Genomic DNA, 22463 nt, shown 5'->3' on the forward strand with positions numbered 1-22463 from the left:
GCCAGCGGTTGGTAGCGGCCAACCACCAAGCTTCTCGGCTCGTTCAAGCCGTCGGACGGCCATCGGGTCTCAGTCGGTGAACACTCGGGTTTGAAACGTCCAGGTATTCCGCCTCGATAGCACCCGCCGTGATTCGGAGATCGTATGCAATATTCCTTCACCGAGAAGAAGCGCATTCGCAAGAGTTTCGCGAAGCGCCCCATCGTTCACCAAGTTCCTTTCTTGCTGGCTACCCAGCTTGAATCATTCAGCACGTTTCTGCAAGCCGATGTGCTCGCGACGCAACGCAAGCCTGAAGGTTTGCAGGCCGCGTTCACATCGGTATTTCCCATTGTTTCGCACAACGGCTTCGCGCGCCTCGAGTTCGTGAGCTATGCGCTGTCCGCGCCGGCATTCAACATCAAGGAATGCCAGCAGCGCGGCCTGACGTACTGCTCCGCGCTGCGCGCGAAGGTCCGCCTCGTCATCCTCGACAAGGAATCGCCGAACAAGCCGGTCGTCAAGGAAGTGAAGGAGCAGGAAGTGTACATGGGCGAACTTCCGCTCATGACGCCGACGGGCTCGTTCGTCATCAACGGCACCGAGCGTGTCATCGTCTCGCAGCTGCACCGTTCGCCGGGCGTGTTCTTCGAACACGACAAGGGCAAGACGCACAGCTCGGGCAAGCTGCTGTTCTCGGCACGGATCATTCCGTACCGCGGCTCGTGGCTCGACTTCGAATTCGATCCGAAGGACATCCTGTACTTCCGCGTCGACCGTCGCCGCAAGATGCCGGTCACGATCCTGCTGAAGGCCATCGGCCTGACGCCGGAACAGATCCTCGCGAACTTCTTCGTGTTCGACAACTTCACGCTGATGGACGAAGGCGCGCAACTCGAGTTCGTGCCCGAGCGTCTGCGTGGCGAAGTCGCGCGTTTCGACATCACGGATCGCGATGGCAAGGTCATCGTCCAGAAGGACAAGCGGATCAACGCGAAGCACATTCGCGACCTCGAAGCCGCGAAGACCAAGTTCATCTCGGTGCCGGAAGACTATCTGCTCGGCCGCGTGCTGGCGAAGAACGTCGTCGACGGCGATACCGGCGAAGTGATCGCGAGCGCGAACGACGAAGTCACGGAAAGCGTGCTCGAGAAGCTGCGCGAAGCGGGCATCAAGGACATCCAGACGCTCTACACGAACGATCTGGACCAGGGTCCGTACATCTCGTCGACGCTGCGTGTCGACGAAACGACCGACAGGACGGCCGCGCGCATCGCGATCTACCGCATGATGCGTCCGGGTGAGCCGCCGACCGAAGAAGCGGTCGAGGCACTGTTCAACCGTCTGTTCTACAGCGAAGAAGCGTATGACTTGTCGAAGGTCGGCCGCATGAAGTTCAACCGCCGCGTCAGCCGTGACGAGATCACCGGTCCGATGACGCTGCAGGACGACGACATCCTCGCGACGATCAAGATCCTCGTCGAGCTGCGCAACGGCAAGGGCGAAGTGGACGACATCGACCACCTCGGCAACCGTCGCGTGCGTTGCGTCGGCGAACTGGCGGAAAACCAGTTCCGCGCCGGTCTCGTGCGCGTCGAGCGCGCGGTCAAGGAACGCCTCGGCCAGGCCGAGAGCGAAAACCTGATGCCGCACGACCTGATCAACTCGAAGCCGATTTCGTCGGCAATTCGCGAGTTCTTCGGTTCGTCGCAGCTTTCGCAGTTCATGGACCAGACCAACCCGCTGTCGGAAATCACGCACAAGCGCCGTGTTTCCGCACTGGGCCCGGGCGGTCTGACGCGCGAGCGTGCAGGCTTCGAAGTCCGCGACGTGCACCCGACCCACTACGGCCGCGTGTGCCCGATCGAAACGCCGGAAGGTCCGAACATCGGCCTGATCAACTCGCTCGCACTGTACGCGCACCTGAACGAGTACGGCTTCCTCGAGACGCCGTACCGCAAGGTCGTGGACAGCAAGGTGACCGACCAGATCGACTACCTGTCGGCGATCGAGGAAGGCCGCTACATGATCGCGCAGGCGAACGCCGCGATCGACGAGAACGGCACGCTGATCGACGAACTCGTGTCGTCGCGCGAAGCCGGCGAAACGATGATGGTCACGCCGGACCGCATCCAGTACATGGACGTCGCGCCGTCGCAGATCGTGTCGGTCGCAGCCTCGCTGATCCCGTTCCTCGAGCACGACGATGCGAACCGTGCACTGATGGGCTCGAACATGCAGCGTCAGGCCGTGCCGTGTCTGCGTCCGGAAAAGCCGGTCGTTGGTACGGGCATCGAGCGCACCTGCGCGGTTGACTCGGGCACGACGGTTCAGGCGTTCCGCGGCGGCGTCGTCGACTATGTCGACGCAGGCCGTATCGTGATTCGCGTGAACGACGACGAAGCGGTCGCAGGTGAAGTCGGTGTCGACATCTACAACCTGATCAAGTACACGCGTTCGAACCAGAACACGAACATCAACCAGCGTCCGATCGTGAAGATGGGCGACAAGGTCTCGCGCGGCGACGTGCTGGCCGACGGCGCCTCGACGGACCTGGGCGAGCTCGCGCTCGGCCAGAACATGCTGATCGCGTTCATGCCGTGGAACGGCTACAACTTCGAGGATTCGATCCTGATCTCGGAGAAGGTCGTGGCCGACGATCGCTACACGTCGATCCACATCGAAGAGCTGAACGTCGTTGCACGCGACACGAAGCTCGGGCCGGAAGAAATCACGCGCGACATCTCGAACCTGGCGGAAGTCCAGCTCGGCCGTCTCGACGAATCGGGCATCGTGTACATCGGTGCTGAAGTCGAAGCGGGCGACGTGCTGGTCGGCAAGGTCACGCCGAAGGGCGAGACCCAGCTGACGCCGGAAGAGAAGCTGCTGCGCGCGATCTTCGGCGAGAAGGCCTCGGATGTGAAGGACACGTCGCTGCGCGTGCCGTCGGGCATGAGCGGTACCGTGATCGACGTCCAGGTGTTCACGCGTGAAGGCATCCAGCGCGACAAGCGTGCGCAACAGATCATCGACGACGAACTGAAGCGCTACCGTCTCGACCTGAACGACCAGCTCCGCATCGTGGAAGGCGACGCGTTCCAGCGTCTCGCGCGCATGCTCGTGGGCAAGGTCGCGAACGGCGGTCCGAAGAAGCTCGCGAAGGGCACGAAGATCGACCAGGCTTACCTGGAAGACCTCGACCACTACCACTGGTTCGACATCCGCCTGGCGGACGACGAAGCAGCGGCGCAGCTCGAAGCGATCAAGAACTCGATCGAGGAAAAGCGTCACCAGTTCGACCTCGCGTTCGAAGAGAAGCGCAAGAAGCTCACGCAAGGCGACGAACTGCCGCCGGGCGTGCTGAAGATGGTCAAGGTGTACCTCGCGGTGAAGCGCCGTCTGCAGCCTGGCGACAAGATGGCCGGCCGTCACGGTAACAAGGGTGTCGTGTCGAAGATCGTCCCGATCGAAGACATGCCGTACATGGCCGACGGCCGTCCGGCAGACGTCGTGCTGAACCCGCTCGGCGTGCCGTCGCGGATGAACGTGGGTCAGGTTCTGGAAGTGCACCTCGGCTGGGCCGCGAAGGGCCTCGGCTGGCGTATCGGCGAAATGCTGCAGCGTCAGGCGAAGATCGAGGAACTGCGCGTGTTCCTTACGAAGATCTACAACGAGTCGGGCCGCCAGGAAGATCTGGAAAGCTTCACCGACGACGAGATCCTCGAACTCGCAAAGAACCTGCGCGAAGGCGTGCCGTTCGCAACGCCGGTGTTCGACGGTGCGACCGAGGAAGAAATGGGCAAGATGCTCGACCTCGCGTTCCCGGACGACATCGCGGAACAGCTCGGCATGAACCCGTCGAAGAACCAGGTCCGTCTGTACGACGGCCGCACGGGTGAAATGTTCGAACGTCGCGTGACGCTTGGCTACATGCACTACCTGAAGCTGCACCACTTGGTCGACGACAAGATGCACGCGCGTTCGACCGGTCCGTACTCGCTCGTCACGCAGCAGCCGCTGGGTGGTAAGGCGCAGTTCGGTGGCCAGCGTTTCGGTGAAATGGAAGTGTGGGCACTCGAAGCGTACGGCGCGTCCTACGTGCTGCAGGAAATGCTGACGGTGAAGTCGGACGACGTGACCGGCCGGACGAAGGTGTACGAAAACCTGGTCAAGGGCGATCACGTGATCGATGCAGGCATGCCGGAATCCTTCAACGTGCTCGTGAAGGAAATCCGCTCGCTCGGTATCGATATCGATCTCGACCGCAATTAATCGGACTACGGAGAGAAAGCAATGAAAGCTCTGCTCGATCTATTCAAGCAAGTCCAACAGGAAGAAGTTTTCGACGCGATCAAGATCGGTCTGGCTTCGCCTGACAAGATCCGTTCGTGGTCGTTCGGCGAAGTGAAGAAGCCGGAGACCATCAACTACCGTACGTTCAAGCCGGAACGCGATGGTCTCTTCTGCGCGAAGATCTTCGGGCCGATCAAGGACTACGAGTGCCTGTGCGGCAAGTACAAGCGTCTGAAGCATCGCGGCGTGATCTGCGAGAAGTGCGGCGTCGAAGTGACGCTGGCGAAGGTGCGCCGCGAGCGCATGGGCCACATCGAACTGGCCTCGCCGGTCGCGCACATCTGGTTCCTGAAGTCGCTGCCGTCGCGTCTGGGCATGGTGCTCGACATGACGCTGCGCGACATCGAACGCGTGCTGTACTTCGAAGCGTACGTGGTGATCGAACCGGGCATGACGCCGCTGAAGGCGCGGCAGATCATGACCGAAGAGGATTACTACAACAAGGTCGAGGAATACGGCGACGAATTCCGTGCCGAGATGGGCGCGGAAGGCGTGCGTGAGCTGCTGCGCGCGATCAACATCGACGAGCAGGTCGAGACGCTGCGCACCGAGCTGAAGAACACCGGCTCGGAAGCGAAGATCAAGAAGTACGCGAAGCGCCTGAAGGTCCTCGAGGCATTCCAGCGCTCGGGCATCAAGCCCGAGTGGATGATCCTCGAAGTGCTGCCGGTTCTGCCGCCGGAACTGCGTCCGCTCGTGCCGCTGGACGGCGGCCGTTTCGCGACGTCGGACCTGAACGACCTGTATCGCCGCGTGATCAACCGTAACAACCGGTTGAAGCGTCTGCTCGAGCTGAAGGCGCCTGAAATCATCGTCCGCAACGAAAAGCGGATGCTGCAGGAAGCCGTCGACTCGCTGCTCGACAACGGTCGTCGCGGCAAGGCGATGACGGGCGCGAACAAGCGTCCGCTGAAGTCGCTCGCCGACATGATCAAGGGCAAGGGCGGTCGTTTCCGTCAGAACCTGCTGGGCAAGCGCGTCGACTACTCGGGCCGTTCGGTCATCGTGGTCGGCCCGACGCTGAAGCTGCACCAGTGCGGTCTGCCGAAGCTGATGGCGCTCGAGCTGTTCAAGCCGTTTATCTTCAACAAGCTGGAAGTGATGGGCGTCGCGACGACCATCAAGGCTGCGAAGAAGGAAGTCGAGAACCAGACGCCGGTGGTGTGGGACATCCTCGAAGAGGTGATCCGCGAGCACCCGGTGATGCTGAACCGTGCGCCGACGCTGCACCGTCTCGGTATCCAGGCGTTCGAGCCCGTGCTGATCGAAGGCAAGGCGATCCAGCTGCACCCGCTCGTCTGCGCGGCGTTCAACGCCGACTTCGACGGTGACCAGATGGCCGTCCACGTGCCGCTGTCGCTCGAAGCGCAGATGGAAGCGCGCACGCTGATGCTGGCGTCGAACAACGTGCTGTTCCCGGCCAACGGCGATCCGTCGATCGTGCCGTCGCAGGATATCGTGCTGGGTCTGTACTACGCGACCCGCGAAGCGATCAACGGCAAGGGCGAAGGCCTGTCGTTCACGGGCGTGTCGGAAGTGATCCGCGCGTACGAGAACAAGGAAGTCGAGCTGGCATCGCGCGTCAACGTGCGGATCACCGAAATGGTCCACAACGAAGACAAGTCGGAAGGCGCACCGGCATTCGTGCCGAAGATCTCGCTGTACGCGACGACCGTCGGTCGCGCGATCCTGTCGGAGATCCTGCCGCACGGCCTGCCGTTCTCGGTGCTGAACAAGCCGCTGAAGAAGAAGGAAATCTCGCGCCTGATCAACACGGCGTTCCGCAAGTGCGGTCTGCGCGCGACGGTGGTGTTCGCCGACCAGCTGATGCAGTCGGGTTTCCGACTCGCGACGCGCGCCGGCATTTCGATCTGCGTGGACGACATGCTCGTGCCGCCGCAGAAGGAAACGATCGTCGGCGACGCCGCGAAGAAGGTGAAGGAATACGACCGCCAGTACATGTCGGGTCTCGTCACCGCGCAGGAACGCTACAACAACGTGGTCGACATCTGGTCGGCGACGTCGGAAGCGGTCGGCAAGGCGATGATGGAGCAGCTGTCGACGGAGCCGGTGACGGACCGCGACGGCAACGAGACGCGCCAGGAGTCGTTCAACTCGATCTACATGATGGCCGACTCGGGCGCCCGGGGTTCGGCGGTGCAGATTCGTCAGCTGGCCGGTATGCGTGGCCTGATGGCGAAGCCGGACGGCTCGATTATCGAGACGCCGATTACCGCGAACTTCCGCGAAGGCCTGAACGTGTTGCAGTACTTCATCTCGACCCACGGTGCACGTAAGGGTCTGGCTGATACGGCACTGAAGACCGCGAACTCGGGTTACCTGACGCGTCGTCTGGTCGACGTCACGCAGGATCTGGTCGTGGTGGAAGACGATTGCGGCACGTCGAACGGCGTCGCGATGAAGGCGCTGGTCGAAGGCGGTGAAGTCGTCGAAGCACTGCGCGACCGTATCCTCGGCCGCGTCGCGGTCGCGGACGTCGTGAATCCGGAAACGCAGGAAACGCTGTACGAATCGGGCACGCTGCTCGACGAAACGGCGGTCGAGGAAATCGAACGCCTCGGCATCGACGAAGTGCGCGTGCGCACGCCGCTGACCTGCGAAACGCGTTACGGCCTGTGCGCGGCCTGCTACGGTCGCGACCTCGGCCGCGGCTCGCTCGTGAACGTCGGCGAAGCAGTCGGCGTGATCGCGGCACAGTCGATCGGTGAACCGGGCACGCAGTTGACGATGCGTACGTTCCACATCGGTGGTGCGGCATCGCGTGCGGCAGTGGCCTCGTCGGTCGAAGCGAAGAGCAACGGTATCGTGCGCTTCACGGCGACGATGCGCTACGTCACGAACGCGAAGGGCGAGCAGATCGTCATTTCCCGATCGGGCGAAGCGATGATCACCGACGACTTCGGTCGCGAGCGCGAGCGTCACAAAGTGCCGTACGGCGCGACGCTGCTGCAGCTCGACGGCGCGACCATCAAGGCAGGCACGCAGCTCGCCACGTGGGATCCGCTGACGCGTCCGATCATCACCGAGTACGGTGGTACGGTGAAGTTCGAGAACGTCGAGGAAGGCGTGACGGTCGCGAAGCAGATCGACGACGTGACCGGCCTGTCGACGCTGGTCGTGATCGACGTGAAGCGTCGCGGTTCGCAGGCTTCGAAGAGCGTGCGTCCGCAGGTGAAGCTGCTCGACGCAAACGGCGAAGAAGTGAAGATTCCGGGCACGGAACACGCGGTGCAGATCGGCTTCCAGGTCGGCGCACTGATTACCGTGAAGGATGGCCAGCAGGTGCAGGTCGGTGAAGTGCTCGCACGTATCCCGACCGAAGCGCAGAAGACGCGTGACATTACCGGCGGTCTGCCGCGGGTGGCGGAACTGTTCGAAGCGCGTTCGCCGAAGGATGCCGGCATTCTCGCGGAAGTCACCGGTACGACGTCGTTCGGTAAGGACACGAAGGGCAAGCAGCGTCTCGTCATCACGGATCTCGAGGGCAACCAGCACGAGTTCCTGATCGCGAAGGAAAAGCAGGTGCTGGTCCACGATGCTCAGGTCGTCAACAAGGGCGAAATGATCGTGGACGGTCCGGCCGATCCGCACGACATCCTGCGTCTGCAGGGTATCGAGGCGCTGTCGCGCTACATCGTCGACGAAGTGCAGGACGTGTACCGTCTGCAGGGCGTGAAGATCAACGACAAGCACATCGAGGTGATCGTTCGCCAGATGCTGCGTCGTGTGCAGATCACCGATAACGGCGATACGCGCTTCATCCCGGGCGAACAGGTCGAACGTTCCGACATGCTGGACGAGAACGATCGCATGATCGCCGAGGACAAGCGTCCGGCTTCGTACGACAACGTGCTGCTCGGTATCACGAAGGCGTCGCTGTCGACCGACTCGTTCATCTCGGCGGCATCGTTCCAGGAAACGACCCGCGTGCTGACCGAAGCGGCGATCATGGGCAAGCGCGACGATCTGCGCGGCCTGAAGGAAAACGTGATCGTCGGCCGTCTGATTCCGGCCGGTACGGGTCTCGCGTTCCACAAGGCACGCAAGGCGAAGGAATCGTCGGATCGCGAGCGTTTCGACCAGATCGCAGCAGAAGAGGCGTTCGATTTCGGCACGCCGAGCACGCCTGCTGCGGAAGAGCCGCAACAGCACCCGGCAGCTGAATAAGCGCGGGCGGCGCGAGCCGCCTCGCCTCGCTGTCATCGAAACCGCCCGGTTTTGCCGGGCGGTTTTTTTTATCCGTCGTTCACGCGCATGACGCGCTTGCGCATCGCCGGCACCAGCTGCGAGCGGCGCTCCACATGGCTGCAGGTGCTGTCGCTGGCATTGCGATCGCTTGCGGCGCGGCCGAGGCAGGCCCGTCATGTGCGCGAACGAACCCTGTCCGATCGGCCAACGTTGCACGATTCGCCGCGCGTCGCGCGAGCGGGTTGTTAAAATTGCGGTCATCCTTCCGCCGTCCTCGTTCTCACTCATGTCCCGCGCCCTCGAAATTCTCGACGAAGTCTTTGGTTATTCCGCATTTCGCGGCCAGCAGGGCGAGATCGTCGAGCACGTCGCCGGCGGCGGCGATTGCCTCGTGCTGATGCCGACCGGTGGCGGCAAGTCGCTGTGCTACCAGATCCCGGCGCTGCTGCGCCGCGAGACCGGGCAGGGCGCCGGCATCGTCGTGTCGCCGCTGATCGCGCTGATGCAGGACCAGGTCGCCGCGCTGCGCGAAGTCGGCGTGCGCGCGGCCTACCTGAATTCGACGCTGTCGGGCGCCGAGGCCGCGGCGACCGAGCGCGCGCTGCGCGAGGGCGAGATCGACCTGCTGTATGTCGCACCTGAACGGCTGATGACGGGGCGTTTCCTCGAGTTGCTCGAGCGCGCGAAGATCGGCCTGTTCGCGATCGACGAAGCGCACTGCGTGTCGCAATGGGGGCACGATTTCCGTCCGGAATACATCCAGTTGTCGGTGCTGCACGAGCGGTTTCCGTCGGTGCCGCGCATCGCGCTGACCGCCACGGCCGATGCGATCACGCGCGACGAGATCATCCATCGCCTCGCGCTCGACGACGCACGCGTGTTCATATCGAGCTTCGATCGCCCGAACATCCGCTACCGGATCGTCGAAAAGGACAACGCGCGTTCGCAACTGCTCGACTTCATCCGCGCCGAACACACGAATGCCGACGGCACGACCGATGCGGGCGTCGTTTATTGCCTGTCGCGCCGCAAGGTAGAGGAGACGGCCGAGTGGCTGAAGGCGCAGGGCGTGCGCGCGCTGCCGTATCACGCGGGGATGGAGTTCGAGGTGCGGCAGAAGCACCAGGAAATGTTCCAGCGCGAGGAGGGCATCGTGATGTGCGCGACGATCGCGTTCGGCATGGGCATCGACAAACCCGACGTGCGCTTCGTCGCGCACCTGGATCTGCCGAAGAGCGTCGAAGGCTATTACCAGGAAACCGGTCGCGCGGGCCGCGACGGGATGCCCGCGAATGCGTGGATGGCGTACGGCCTCGGCGACGTCGTCCAGCAGCGCAAGATGATCGACGAGTCCGACGCGGACGACGCGCACAAGCGCGTGCAGACGTCGAAGCTCGACGCGCTGCTCGGGCTGTGCGAGACGATCTCGTGCCGCCGCGTGCGGCTGCTGAACTACTTCGGCGAGGCGAGCCAGCCGTGCGGCAACTGCGACACGTGCCTCGAGCCGCCCGATTCGTGGGACGCGACGCGCGAGGCGCAGATGGCGCTGTCGTGCGTGTTTCGCGCGCAGCGTTCGAGCGGCTTCAATTTCGGTTCGAGCCATCTGATCGAAATCCTGCGCGGCGGGCGCACCGAGAAGGTGCTGCAGCGCGGGCATGACCAGCTCAGCACGTTCGGGATCGGCGCGTCGCTATCCGAGCCCGAGTGGCGCGCGATTTTCCGGCAGCTCGTCGCGTACGGCTACCTGGCGGTCGATCATGGCGGCTTCGGCGCGCTCATGCTGACCGAGGCCGCGAAGCCCGTGCTGAAGAACGAGGAGAAGGTCACGCTGCGCCGCTACGTGAAGCCGCAGCGCACGCGACAGTCGTCGAGCCGCAGCGGCACGCGCGTCGATCCGACGGCCGGCATGGGCACGCGCGAGCGCGCACGGTGGGATGCGCTGCGCGCGTGGCGCGCGGAAACCGCGAAGACTGACGGCGTGCCGGCCTACGTGATCTTCCACGATGCAACGCTCGCCGAGATCGCGCGCAACGCGCCGGAGACGATCGACGACCTGCGCCATATCCCCGGCATGGGCGTGCGCAAGCTCGAGCGCTTCGGCGACGAGATCATCGACGTCGTCGAATCGGCCTGACACAGGTGTTCAGACCCTTCCTGTAAACCGCGCGGCCTGCCGGCAAATCACGCAAGCCGTTGACTTAGTTGGCATTTCCGGAATATTATGTTGGGTTCCGGTATTCGGTGGGCCGAGTCGCGTACGAAGGTTCGCGTCCGTTTCGCCGGTTCGGAAGTCAACTGTGCGCCGATTCTCGCTTTGCCCGAAATCGGTGTGCAGATTTTGTTCAATTTCAGGAATAAACAATGCCAACCATCAACCAACTGGTTCGCAAAGGCCGTCAGTCGGAAACGACGAAGAGCAAGAGCCCGGCCCTGCAGGACTGCCCCCAGCGTCGCGGCGTGTGCACCCGTGTGTACACGACGACGCCGAAGAAGCCGAACTCGGCACTCCGTAAGGTCGCCAAGGTTCGTCTGACGAACGGCTTCGAAGTGATTTCGTACATCGGCGGTGAAGGCCACAACCTGCAGGAGCACTCGGTTGTGCTGATCCGCGGCGGCCGTGTGAAGGACTTGCCGGGTGTGCGTTACCACATGGTTCGCGGCTCGCTGGATACCCAGGGCGTCAAGGACCGTAAGCAAGCGCGCTCGAAGTACGGCGCGAAGCGTGCAAAGGCTGCCAAGTAAGCGGCTTTTGATCAGGGATCGCCTCTGGGCGGTCAAGGCGGGAGTGCCGGATTGCCGGTGCTGTCGAGTAAGTGGTCACCCGGCCAAGCTGGTTAGTCGTGAAGATGTGATCGGGTTTGTTGGTGGCCGCGGAGCTGGATACAGCTCCAACTGAACAAGTAAAGGAAGAATCATGCCGCGTCGTCGCGAAGTCCCCAAGCGGGAAGTGTTGCCGGATCCGAAGTTCGGCAACGTTGATGTAGCCAAGTTCATGAACATGCTGATGCTGTCCGGCAAGAAGTCGGTCGCAGAGCGCATCGTTTATGGCGCATTCGAACAGATCCAGACCAAGGGTGGCAAGGACCCGCTGGAAGTGTTCACGGTTGCGCTCAACAACGTGAAGCCGGTGGTCGAAGTGAAGAGCCGTCGCGTTGGTGGTGCCAACTATCAAGTTCCGGTCGAAGTGCGCCCGTCGCGTCGTATGGCATTGGCGATGCGCTGGCTGCGTGAGGCTGCGAAGAAGCGCAGCGAGAAGTCGATGGCTCTGCGTCTGGCAGGTGAACTCTCCGAAGCGGCCGAAGGCCGTGGCGGCGCGATGAAGAAGCGCGATGAAGTTCACCGCATGGCAGAAGCCAACCGCGCGTTCTCGCATTTCCGTTTCTAAGCGCCTGGCTGGGCTGTTAGCGGAAATAAATTCCGGGCGGGTGCGCTTTTCAGGCGCCTCGCCCGTTTGTGTTGAAGCATGATGCAGCAGGGCTGCATCATGTCATCCCAGTAGAGGATCAAAGTGGCTCGCAAGACTCCTATCGAGCGCTACCGCAATATCGGTATTAGCGCTCACATCGACGCCGGCAAGACGACGACGACCGAGCGCATTCTGTTTTACACCGGTGTGAACCACAAGATCGGTGAAGTTCACGACGGCGCAGCCACGATGGACTGGATGGAGCAGGAACAGGAGCGTGGCATCACGATCACGTCCGCTGCTACCACGGCCTTCTGGAAGGGCATGGGCGGCAACTATCCGGAACACCGCATCAACATCATCGACACCCCGGGGCACGTCGACTTCACGATCGAAGTGGAGCGCTCGATGCGCGTGCTCGACGGCGCGTGCATGGTGTACTGCGCAGTGGGCGGCGTGCAGCCGCAGTCGGAAACGGTGTGGCGCCAGGCGAACAAGTACAAGGTGCCGCGTCTCGCGTTCGTCAACAAGATGGACCGTACCGGCGCGAACTTCTTCAAGGTCTACGACCAGCTCCGTCTGCGCCTGAAGGCGAACCCGGTTCCGGTCGTGGTGCCGATCGGCTCGGAAGAAAACTTCAAGGGCGTCGTCGATCTGATCAAGATGAAGGCGATCATTTGGGACGAAGCGTCGCAAGGCACGAAGTTCGACTACGTCGACATTCCGGCCGAACTCGCCGAGACCTGCAAGGAATGGCGCGAAAAGATGGTCGAGGCGGCTGCTGAAGCCAACGAAGACCTGATGAACAAGTACCTGGAAGAAGGCGATCTGCCGGAAGCCGACATCGTCAAGGCGCTGCGCGACCGTACGATCGCGTGCGAAATCCAGCCGATGCTGTGCGGTACCGCGTTCAAGAACAAGGGCGTGCAGCGCATGCTCGACGCCGTGATCGATTTCCTGCCGTCGCCGGTCGACATCCCGCCGGTCAAGGGCGAACTCGAAAACGGCGATTCCGCAGAGCGCCGTGCGTCGGACGACGAGAAGTTCTCGGCACTCGCGTTCAAGATCATGACCGACCCGTTCGTCGGCCAGCTGATCTTCTTCCGTGTGTACTCGGGCGTGGTGAATTCGGGCGACACGCTGCTGAACTCGACGAAGGACAAGAAGGAACGTCTGGGTCGTATTCTGCAGATGCACGCGAACCAGCGCGAAGAAATCAAGGAAGTGCGCGCAGGCGACATCGCTGCTGCGGTCGGCCTGAAGGAAGCGACCACGGGCGACACGCTGTGCGATCCGGCGAACCCGATCATTCTCGAGCGCATGGTGTTCCCGGAGCCGGTGATCTCGCAGGCTGTCGAGCCGAAGACCAAGGCTGACCAGGAAAAGATGGGCCTCGCGCTGAACCGCCTGGCGCAGGAAGATCCGTCGTTCCGCGTGCAGACCGACGAAGAGTCGGGCCAGACCATCATTTCGGGCATGGGCGAGCTCCACCTCGAAATTCTGGTCGACCGGATGAAGCGTGAATTCGGCGTGGAAGCAACCGTCGGCAAGCCGCAGGTTGCCTACCGCGAGACGATCCGTTCGACGGCGAAGGATGTCGACGGCAAGTTCGTCAAGCAGTCGGGTGGTCGCGGCCAGTACGGTCACGCGGTCATCACGCTCGAGCCGAACGAACAGGGCAAGGGCTACGAGTTCTTCGACGAGATCAAGGGTGGTGTGATCCCGCGTGAATACATCCCGGCGGTCGACAAGGGTATCCAGGACACGCTGAAGTCGGGCGTGCTGGCAGGCTTCCCGGTCGTCGACGTGAAGGTTCACCTGACGTTCGGTTCGTACCACGACGTTGACTCGAACGAAAACGCGTTCCGCATGGCCGGTTCGATGGCGTTCAAGGAAGCGATGCGCAAGGCGAACCCGGTCGTGCTCGAGCCGATGATGGCCGTCGAAGTCGAGACGCCGGAAGACTACATGGGCAACGTGATGGGCGACCTGTCGGGCCGTCGCGGTATCGTCCAGGGCATGGAAGACATGGTTGGCGGCGGCAAGATCGTGCGCGCCGAAGTGCCGCTGTCGGAAATGTTCGGTTATTCGACGTCGCTGCGCTCGCTGACGCAAGGTCGTGCAACGTACACGATGGAGTTCAAGCACTACGCTGAAGCTCCGCGCAACGTTGCCGACGCGATCATCAGCGCGAAGTCGAAGTAAATCTGAAGCTATCAACTGATTATTTTTTGAAAGAAGAGAATCATGGCAAAGGAAAAGTTTGAGCGGACCAAGCCGCACGTGAACGTTGGTACGATTGGTCACGTTGACCACGGCAAGACGACGCTGACGGCAGCGATCACGACGGTTCTGACGAAGAAGTTCGGCGGAGAAGCGAAGGCATACGACCAGATCGACGCGGCACCGGAAGAAAAGGCGCGCGGCATCACGATCAACACGGCACACGTCGAGTACGAAACGGCTAACCGCCACTACGCACACGTCGACTGCCCGGGCCACGCTGACTATGTGAAGAACATGATCACGGGCGCGGCACAGATGGACGGCGCGATCCTGGTTTGCTCGGCAGCAGACGGCCCGATGCCGCAAACGCGTGAGCACATCCTGCTGGCGCGTCAGGTTGGCGTTCCGTACATCATCGTGTTCCTGAACAAGTGCGACATGGTGGACGACGCTGAACTGCTCGAACTGGTCGAGATGGAAGTTCGCGAACTCCTGTCGAAGTACGACTTCCCGGGCGACGACACGCCGATCGTGAAGGGTTCGGCGAAGCTGGCGCTGGAAGGCGACACGGGCGAGCTGGGCGAAGTGGCGATCATGAGCCTGGCCGACGCGCTGGACACGTACATCCCGACGCCGGAGCGCGCAGTTGACGGCGCGTTCCTGATGCCGGTGGAAGACGTGTTCTCGATCTCGGGCCGTGGTACGGTGGTGACGGGTCGTGTCGAGCGCGGCATCGTGAAGGTCGGCGAGGAAATCGAAATCGTCGGTATCAAGCCGACGGTGAAGACGACCTGCACGGGCGTTGAAATGTTCCGCAAGCTGCTGGACCAAGGTCAGGCAGGCGACAACGTTGGTATCCTGCTGCGCGGCACGAAGCGTGAAGACGTGGAGCGTGGCCAGGTTCTGGCGAAGCCGGGTTCGATCACGCCGCACACGCACTTCACGGCTGAAGTGTACGTGCTGAGCAAGGACGAAGGCGGCCGTCACACGCCGTTCTTCAACAACTACCGTCCGCAGTTCTACTTCCGTACGACGGACGTGACGGGCTCGATCGAGCTGCCGAAGGACAAGGAAATGGTGATGCCGGGCGACAACGTGTCGATCACGGTGAAGCTGATCGCTCCGATCGCGATGGAAGAAGGTCTGCGCTTCGCAATCCGCGAAGGCGGCCGTACCGTCGGCGCCGGCGTCGTCGCCAAGATCATCGAGTAACATCGACGATCCGCGGATCCCGACGGGGTCCGCGATTCCGCGGTATGCAGTCGTACCGTCGAAACCGGGTGCCCAGCTTGCGCTGGCGCCCGGTTTTGTTTTTCCGGTGCTCCGTTGCATGGGCCGAGAAACCCGCACCACCGCTCCACAATTTCGTGTAGAATCGCGGGCTTAGCAGTGGAAGTACTGTCCGGAACCTGATGTCTCGCTCCCCGCAGGCGTCATGTTTCACGTTCTTTTAGTGTCCGGCGATGCAACATCGCCTCGCTCTTTTCAAGGAATCGTCATGCAGCAACAGAAAATCCGCATTCGCCTGAAGGCTTTCGACTATCGTCTGATCGATCAATCGGCTGCCGAGATCGTCGATACCGCGAAGCGGACTGGCGCAATCGTCCGTGGCCCGGTGCCGCTGCCGACGCGCATTCAGCGTTTTGACATCCTGCGTTCGCCGCACGTCAACAAGACGTCGCGCGATCAGCTCGAAATCCGCACCCACCAGCGCCTGATGGACATCGTCGATCCGACCGACAAGACGGTTGACGCGCTGATGAAGCTCGATCTGCCGGCTGGCGTCGACGTGGAAATCAAGCTGCAGTAAGGCTTCCAGCGCCGATCGGCTTGCCGGGCGGCGCTAAGTCTTTGTATTGCTTGCGGAAAACGAGAGGTCGGGCTATACTGCTTGGCTTTTCGCGTATTCGCGTAAAAAAGTTGGGCCTTGCGTGCCCGGCATTTTGTAAATCAGCCCCGACCAATCGCAGTCGGGAATGGAGAAAATGATGAGCCTTGGACTCGTAGGTCGCAAGGTTGGCATGACCCGTATCTTCACGGCTGAAGGGGATTCGATTCCCGTCACCGTGCTGGACGTGTCGGACAACCGCGTGACGCAGATCAAGACTGTTGAAACCGACGGCTACACGGCCGTGCAGGTTGCATTCGGCTCCCGCCGCGCCTCGCGCGTGACGAAGCCGCTGGCAGGTCATCTCGCCAAAGCCGGTGTCGAAGCCGGTGAAATCCTCAAGGAATTCCGCATTGACGCGGCCAAGGCAGCCGAGCTGTCGAATGGCGCCGTGGTCGGTGCAGATCTTTTCGAAGTGGGCCAGAAGGTCGACGTGCAAGGCGTGTCGATCGGTAAGGGCTACGCCGGTACGATCAAGCGTTACAACTTCTCCTCCGGCCGTGCCACGCACGGTAACTCGCGCTCGCACAACGTGCCGGGCTCGATCGGTATGGCGCAGGATCCGGGTCGCGTGTTCCCGGGTAAACGCATGACGGGTCACATGGGTGACGTGACCGTGACGGTGCAGAACCTCGAAATCGCTCGTATCGACGCAGAGCGCAAGCTGCTGCTCGTCAAGGGTGCGATTCCGGGCGCGAAGGGTGGCAAGGTTTTTGTCACGCCGGCCGTCAAGACCAAGGGGGCGAAATAATGGAACTCAAGCTCCTGAACGAAAATGGTCAGGAAGGTGCAGTGGTCAACGCATCGGACGTCGTGTTCGGTCGTGACTACAACGAAGCGCTGATCCACCAGGTCGTCGTCGCTTACCAGGCGAATGCTCGCCAGGGTAACCGCGCGCAGAAGGACCGCGAGCAGGTCAAGCACACCACCAAGAAGCCGTGGCGCCAGAAGGGTACGGGCCGTGCTCGTGCCGGTATGTCGTCGAGCCCGCTGTGGCGTGGCGGTGGTCGTATCTTCCCGAACTCGCCGGAAGAAAACTTCTCGCACAAGGTCAACAAGAAGATGCATCGCGCAGGTCTCTGCTCGATCTTCTCGCAGCTGGCCCGTGAAGGCCGTCTGTCGGTCGTCGAGGACATCGTCCTCGAAGCGCCGAAGACCAAGCTGCTGGCCGACAAATTCAAGACCATGGGTCTCGACTCCGTGCTGATCATCACCGACACGGTTGACGAAAACCTGTACCTGGCTTCGCGCAACCTGCCGCACGTGGCAATTGTCGAGCCGCGCTACGCTGACCCGCTGTCGCTGATCTACTTCAAGAAAGTGCTGGTCACGAAGGCTGCGGTCGCCCAGATCGAGGAGTTGCTGTCATGAGCGAGATTCGCAAGAACGATCATCGTTTGATGCAGGTCCTGCTCGCACCGGTGATCTCGGAAAAGGCGACGCTGGTTGCCGACAAGAACGAGCAAGTCGTGTTCGAAGTCGCACCGGATGCCACGAAGCAGGAAGTGAAGGCGGCTGTCGAGCTGCTGTTCAAGGTGGAAGTTGATTCCGTCAACGTGCTGGTTCAGAAGGGCAAGCAGAAGCGCTTTGGCCGTTCGATGGGCCGCCGCAAGGACGTGAAGAAGGCGTACGTTTGCCTGAAGCCCGGCCAGGAAATCAACTTTGAAGCGGAGGCCAAGTAATCATGGCAATCGTGAAAGTTAAACCGACTTCGCCGGGTCGCCGCGCGATGGTCAAGGTGGTCAACAAGAACCTGCACCAGGGCAAGCCGTTCGCGGCACTGCTCGACTCGCAGAGCTCGACCGCCGGCCGTAACAACAACGGCCGCATCACCACGCGCCACAAGGGCGGTGGTCACAAGCAGCACTATCGTATCGTCGATTTCCGTCGCACGAAGGATGGCATCCCGGCAAAGGTCGAGCGTCTCGAATACGACCCGAACCGCAGCGCGAACATCGCGCTGGTGCTCTACGCAGACGGCGAGCGTCGCTACATCATCGCCCCGAAGGGCCTGACCGTCGGCCAACAGCTGATGTCGGGTTCGGAAGCGCCGATCCGTGCAGGCAACACGCTGCCGATCCGCAACATTCCGGTCGGTACGACGATCCACTGCATCGAGATGCTGCCGGGCAAGGGCGCGCAAATGGCGCGTTCGGCCGGCACGTCGGCCATGCTGCTGGCGCGCGAAGGCGTCTACGCGCAGGTTCGCCTGCGTTCGGGCGAAATCCGCCGCGTGCACATCGAGTGCCGTGCAACGATCGGTGAAGTCGGCAACGAAGAGCATAGCCTGCGCCAGATCGGCAAGGCTGGCGCGAACCGCTGGCGCGGTATCCGCCCGACGGTGCGTGGCGTTGCGATGAACCCGGTCGATCACCCGCACGGTGGTGGTGAGGGCAAGACGGCTGCAGGTCGCGACCCGGTGAGCCCGTGGGGTACGCCGGCTAAGGGTTACCGCACCCGCAGCAACAAGCGCACGACGACGATGATCGTCCAGCGCCGTCACAAGCGTTAAGGAGTAGGCAATGGCACGTTCTGTTAAAAAAGGTCCGTTCTGCGACGCCCATTTGCTGAAGAAAGTTGAGGCGGCTGCAGCTTCGCGCGACAAAAAGCCGATCAAGACCTGGTCGCGTCGCTCGACGATTCTGCCGGATTTCATCGGCCTGACGATCGCTGTTCACAACGGCCGTCAACACGTTCCGGTGTACATCTCGGAAAACATGGTCGGCCACAAGCTTGGCGAGTTCGCACTGACCCGTACGTTCAAGGGTCACGCAGCCGACAAGAAGGCCAAGAAATAAGGGGCAATCAAGATGGAAGTGAAAGCAATTCATCGCGGTGCCCGCATCTCGGCGCAAAAAACGCGCCTTGTGGCTGACCAGATCCGCGGTTTGCCGGTCGACAAGGCGCTGAACGTTCTGACGTTCTCGCCGAAGAAGGCGGCTGGCATCGTGAAGAAGGTTGTGCTGTCGGCAATCGCGAATGCGGAGCACAACGAAGGCGCCGATATCGACGAGCTCAAGATCAAGAGCATCTACGTCGACAAGGCTGCATCGCTCAAGCGTTTCACCGCGCGCGCCAAGGGCCGCGGTAACCGCATCGAGAAGCAATCCTGTCACATCACTGTGACGGTCGGGAATTAAGGAGCCATACGATGGGACAGAAAATTCATCCGACTGGCTTCCGCCTGGCTGTCAGCCGTAATTGGGCTTCGCGTTGGTACGCGAACAACAACAATTTCGCGGCGATGCTGCAGGAAGACATCGGTGTTCGTGAATACCTGAAGAAGAAGCTGAAGAACGCTTCGGTCGGTCGGGTCGTCATCGAGCGTCCGGCGAAGAACGCGCGCATCACGATTTACAGCTCGCGTCCGGGCGTGGTCATCGGCAAGAAGGGCGAGGATATCGAACAGCTGAAGACGGAACTGCAACGCCGCATGGGCGTTCCGGTCCACGTCAACATCGAAGAGATCCGCAAGCCGGAAACCGATGCGCAACTGATCGCTGACTCGATCACGCAACAGCTCGAGCGTCGGATCATGTTCCGTCGCGCGATGAAGCGTGCGATGCAGAATGCGATGCGTCTGGGTGCCCAGGGCATCAAGATCATGAGCGCTGGCCGTCTGAACGGTATCGAAATCGCTCGTACGGAGTGGTATCGCGAAGGTCGCGTGCCCCTTCACACGTTGCGTGCCGATATCGACTACGCGACTTCGGAAGCGAAGACGACCTACGGGATCATCGGCGTCAAGGTGTGGGTGTACAAGGGCGACACGCTCGGCCGCAATGACGCACCGGTGGTGGAAGAAGTAGCCGAAGACAAGCGTCCGCGTCGCAATGCGCGTCCGGGCGATCGTCGTCCGCGCCGTGACGGCGAAGGCGGCGCTCCGGGTGCTCGCCGTGGCGCACCGCGCCGTGGCGCCGGCAAGCCCGAAGACGGCAAGACTGGAGAATAACGATGCTGCAACCGAAACGCAGAAAGTATCGTAAAGAGCAGAAGGGTCGTAACACCGGCAAGGCGACGCGCGGCAACGCAGTGTCGTTCGGTGAATTCGGCCTGAAGGCGATCGGTCGCGGTCGTCTGACCGCACGTCAAATTGAAGCGGCGCGTCGTGCAATGACGCGTCACATCAAGCGTGGCGGCCGCATCTGGATCCGGATCTTCCCGGACAAGCCGATTTCGCAGAAGCCGGCCGAAGTGCGTATGGGTAACGGTAAGGGTAACCCGGAGTACTACGTCGCCGAGATTCAGCCGGGCAAGATGCTCTATGAAATGGACGGCGTAACCGAAGAACTGGCACGCGAAGCGTTCCGTCTGGCTGCAGCCAAGCTGCCGCTGAAGACGGCATTCATCGTGCGCCAGCTCGGCGCCTAAGGAGAAAACATGAAGGCTTCCGAACTTCTCCAGAAAGACCAGGCCGCGCTCAACAAGGAGCTGGCGGACCTGCTGAAGGCGCAATTCGGCCTGCGCATGCAACTCGCGACCCAGCAGCTCACGAACACGAGCCAGCTGAAGAAGGTTCGTCGCGACATCGCACGTGTGCGGACCGTCATGACTCAGAAGGCGAACCAGAAATGAACGATAGCGTGAAAACCTCGCTGAAGCGGACGCTGGTCGGTCGGGTCGTCAGCAACAAGATGGACAAGACCGTCACCGTGCTGATCGAGCACCGCGTCAAGCACCCGATCTACGGCAAGTATGTCGTGCGCTCGAAGAAATACCACGCGCACGATGAAGCGAACACCTGCAACGAAGGCGATCTCGTCGAAATCCAGGAAACTCGTCCTGTTTCGAAGACGAAGGCCTGGACGGTGTCGCGCCTCGTCGAAGCAGCTCGCGTCATCTAAGCGGGCCGTGCGGTAGGCAGTAACAGGCACTTCTCCACGAAGTGCTTGAAATCGCAAAGTTTTTGCTTGCGTGACCAGGATTATTTGTTATAATCCTGGTCTTCCCTCTTTATGGGAGCCCCGTCGCGGGCGAAGTTGGTGGGGGAAGCGGACTGGCGCCAGCCTGTCCGAAAGATTCACCGAATTGCGATGGCGGGTTTCGTTTGCCGTCGCTGCTGTTCCAACCCAAGCAGCCGATTGGCTGACGGGACCAAGACTGACCGAATGCATCATGGTGGTGCATCCGGATTAAGTTGGGAAAGACAAACCATGATCCAGACCGAATCTCGGCTCGAAGTAGCCGACAACACGGGTGCACGTGAAGTCCTGTGCATCAAGGTGCTCGGCGGCTCGAAGCGTCGTTATGCCGGCATTGGCGACATCATCAAGGTGAGCGTCAAAGAGGCAACGCCGCGCGGGCGCGTGAAGAAAGGCGAAATTTACAACGCCGTGGTGGTCCGCACCGCCAAGGGTGTGCGCCGTCAAGACGGCTCGCTGATCAAGTTCGACGGCAACGCCGCTGTGCTTTTGAATAACAAGCTCGAGCCGATCGGCACCCGTATCTTCGGGCCGGTGACGCGTGAGCTGCGTAGCGAACGATTCATGAAGATCGTTTCGCTGGCGCCGGAAGTGCTGTAAGGAGTCGCGATGAACAAGATTCGCAAGGGTGACGAAGTGATCGTCGTTACCGGCAAGGACAAGGGCAAGCGCGGCGTCGTGCTGGCTGTCGGTGCTGAGCATGTGACGGTTGAAGGTATCAACCTCGTCAAGAAGCATGTGAAGCCGAACCCGATGAAGGGTACGACGGGCGGCGTGGAAGCGAAGACGATGCCCCTGCATATTTCGAACGTCGCACTGGTCGACGCGAATGGCAAGGCGTCGCGTGTTGGCATCAAGGTCGAGGAAGGCAAGAAGGTTCGCTTCCTGAAGACGACCGGTGCCGTACTGAGCGCCTGACGCAGCGGAGTAAAAAATGGCTCGTTTTCAAGAGTTTTACAAAGAAAAGGTTGTGCCCGGCCTGATCGAGAAGTTCGGTTACAAGTCGGTCATGGAAGTGCCGCGCATCACCAAGATCACGCTGAACATGGGTCTTGGCGAAGCGATCGCTGACAAGAAGATCATCGAGAACGCCGTTGGCGACCTCACGAAGATCGCTGGTCAGAAGCCGGTCGTGACGAAGGCGCGCAAGGCAATCGCAGGCTTCAAGATCCGCCAGGGTTATCCCATCGGCGCGATGGTGACGCTGCGTGGTCGTGCGATGTATGAATTCCTCGACCGTTTCGTGACCGTCGCCCTGCCCCGCGTGCGTGACTTCCGCGGCGTGTCGGGTCGTGCTTTCGATGGCCGTGGCAACTACAACATCGGTGTGAAAGAGCAGATCATTTTCCCCGAAATCGACTACGACAAGATCGACGCACTGCGTGGGCTGAACATCAGCATCACGACGACTGCGAAGACCGACGACGAAGCAAAGGCTCTGCTCGCCAGCTTCAAGTTCCCGTTCAGAAACTGAGGTTAC

Annotated in this window: 21 protein-coding genes; all 21 read left to right on the forward strand. The window is 61.4% G+C overall.

Translation table 11 applies throughout. The annotated features are described in order from the left end of the window. Positions 1 to 144 precede the first annotated feature (144 nt). The 21 genes from rpoB (at position 145) to rplE (ending at position 22457) form a co-directional block, all read left to right on the forward strand. Positions 145 to 4251 carry a DNA-directed RNA polymerase subunit beta gene (gene rpoB, locus FPJ27_RS20585; RefSeq protein WP_204425454.1) on the forward strand — a complete coding sequence of 1369 codons (4107 nt, stop codon included), beginning with the start codon at positions 145 to 147 and terminating at the stop codon, positions 4249 to 4251. A 21-nt stretch (positions 4252 to 4272) separates the two neighbouring features. Then, a complete protein-coding gene (gene rpoC, locus FPJ27_RS20590) occupies positions 4273 to 8520 on the forward strand; it encodes a DNA-directed RNA polymerase subunit beta' (RefSeq protein WP_034183757.1) in 4248 nt (1415 codons plus the stop codon). A 307-nt stretch (positions 8521 to 8827) separates the two neighbouring features. Next, complete coding sequence (gene recQ / locus FPJ27_RS20595) at positions 8828 to 10675, forward strand: DNA helicase RecQ (RefSeq protein ID WP_034183758.1); 1848 nt, start codon at positions 8828 to 8830, stop codon at positions 10673 to 10675. 227 nt (positions 10676 to 10902) lie between these two features. Beyond that, positions 10903 to 11283, forward strand: coding sequence for a 30S ribosomal protein S12 (rpsL, locus tag FPJ27_RS20600; protein WP_006400662.1), 381 nt, complete (start codon positions 10903 to 10905; stop codon positions 11281 to 11283). Between the two features lie 172 nt (positions 11284 to 11455). Further along, positions 11456 to 11926, forward strand: coding sequence for a 30S ribosomal protein S7 (gene rpsG / locus FPJ27_RS20605; protein ID WP_006477195.1), 471 nt, complete (start codon positions 11456 to 11458; stop codon positions 11924 to 11926). Between the two features lie 123 nt (positions 11927 to 12049). Then, positions 12050 to 14152 carry an elongation factor G gene (gene fusA / locus FPJ27_RS20610; protein ID WP_105393663.1) on the forward strand — a complete coding sequence of 701 codons (2103 nt, stop codon included), beginning with the start codon at positions 12050 to 12052 and terminating at the stop codon, positions 14150 to 14152. A 42-nt stretch (positions 14153 to 14194) separates the two neighbouring features. Next, positions 14195 to 15385 carry an elongation factor Tu gene (gene tuf / locus FPJ27_RS20615; RefSeq protein WP_006482910.1) on the forward strand — a complete coding sequence of 397 codons (1191 nt, stop codon included), beginning with the start codon at positions 14195 to 14197 and terminating at the stop codon, positions 15383 to 15385. A gap of 286 nt (positions 15386 to 15671) precedes the next feature. Next, positions 15672 to 15983: a 30S ribosomal protein S10 gene (gene rpsJ / locus FPJ27_RS20620; protein ID WP_004199280.1), complete on the forward strand. Its 312-nt coding sequence runs from the start codon at positions 15672 to 15674 to the stop codon at positions 15981 to 15983. Positions 15984 to 16161: 178 nt separating this feature from the next. Beyond that, positions 16162 to 16812 carry a 50S ribosomal protein L3 gene (rplC, locus tag FPJ27_RS20625; protein WP_006482922.1) on the forward strand — a complete coding sequence of 217 codons (651 nt, stop codon included), beginning with the start codon at positions 16162 to 16164 and terminating at the stop codon, positions 16810 to 16812. Next, complete coding sequence (rplD, locus tag FPJ27_RS20630) at positions 16812 to 17432, forward strand: 50S ribosomal protein L4 (RefSeq protein ID WP_040143046.1); 621 nt, start codon at positions 16812 to 16814, stop codon at positions 17430 to 17432. Before rplC ends, rplD begins: the two co-directional genes overlap by 1 nt. Further along, entirely contained in the window at positions 17429 to 17743 is a 315-nt protein-coding gene (gene rplW, locus FPJ27_RS20635) for a 50S ribosomal protein L23 (protein WP_004199275.1), read from the forward strand. The genes rplD and rplW overlap by 4 nt, the downstream gene beginning before the upstream one ends. 2 nt (positions 17744 to 17745) lie before the next feature. Beyond that, on the forward strand, positions 17746 to 18573 hold the full coding sequence (rplB, locus tag FPJ27_RS20640) for a 50S ribosomal protein L2 (RefSeq protein WP_006482900.1): 828 nt from the start codon (positions 17746 to 17748) through the stop codon (positions 18571 to 18573). 10 nt (positions 18574 to 18583) lie between these two features. After that, positions 18584 to 18859, forward strand: coding sequence for a 30S ribosomal protein S19 (gene rpsS / locus FPJ27_RS20645; RefSeq protein ID WP_004199273.1), 276 nt, complete (start codon positions 18584 to 18586; stop codon positions 18857 to 18859). Between the two features lie 12 nt (positions 18860 to 18871). Beyond that, positions 18872 to 19201, forward strand: a complete 330-nt coding sequence (rplV, locus tag FPJ27_RS20650; protein ID WP_004199272.1) for a 50S ribosomal protein L22 — start codon at positions 18872 to 18874, stop codon at positions 19199 to 19201. An 11-nt stretch (positions 19202 to 19212) separates the two neighbouring features. Continuing rightward, entirely contained in the window at positions 19213 to 20013 is an 801-nt protein-coding gene (gene rpsC, locus FPJ27_RS20655) for a 30S ribosomal protein S3 (protein WP_006482899.1), read from the forward strand. A 2-nt stretch (positions 20014 to 20015) separates the two neighbouring features. Further along, on the forward strand, positions 20016 to 20432 hold the full coding sequence (gene rplP, locus FPJ27_RS20660; RefSeq protein ID WP_006482873.1) for a 50S ribosomal protein L16: 417 nt from the start codon (positions 20016 to 20018) through the stop codon (positions 20430 to 20432). Between the two features lie 9 nt (positions 20433 to 20441). Next, on the forward strand, positions 20442 to 20636 hold the full coding sequence (gene rpmC, locus FPJ27_RS20665) for a 50S ribosomal protein L29 (RefSeq protein ID WP_006400652.1): 195 nt from the start codon (positions 20442 to 20444) through the stop codon (positions 20634 to 20636). Continuing rightward, positions 20633 to 20905, forward strand: a complete 273-nt coding sequence (gene rpsQ / locus FPJ27_RS20670) for a 30S ribosomal protein S17 (protein WP_006752928.1) — start codon at positions 20633 to 20635, stop codon at positions 20903 to 20905. The genes rpmC and rpsQ overlap by 4 nt, the downstream gene beginning before the upstream one ends. A gap of 309 nt (positions 20906 to 21214) precedes the next feature. Then, positions 21215 to 21583, forward strand: coding sequence for a 50S ribosomal protein L14 (rplN, locus tag FPJ27_RS20675; RefSeq protein WP_006482918.1), 369 nt, complete (start codon positions 21215 to 21217; stop codon positions 21581 to 21583). Between the two features lie 9 nt (positions 21584 to 21592). Beyond that, a complete protein-coding gene (gene rplX / locus FPJ27_RS20680) occupies positions 21593 to 21901 on the forward strand; it encodes a 50S ribosomal protein L24 (RefSeq protein WP_006477187.1) in 309 nt (102 codons plus the stop codon). Between the two features lie 16 nt (positions 21902 to 21917). Next, positions 21918 to 22457, forward strand: a complete 540-nt coding sequence (rplE, locus tag FPJ27_RS20685) for a 50S ribosomal protein L5 (protein ID WP_006482882.1) — start codon at positions 21918 to 21920, stop codon at positions 22455 to 22457. Positions 22458 to 22463: the final 6 nt, after the last annotated feature.

The organism is Burkholderia sp. MS455 (assembly GCF_016899445.1).
GTDB classification, from domain to species: domain Bacteria; phylum Pseudomonadota; class Gammaproteobacteria; order Burkholderiales; family Burkholderiaceae; genus Burkholderia; species Burkholderia pyrrocinia_C.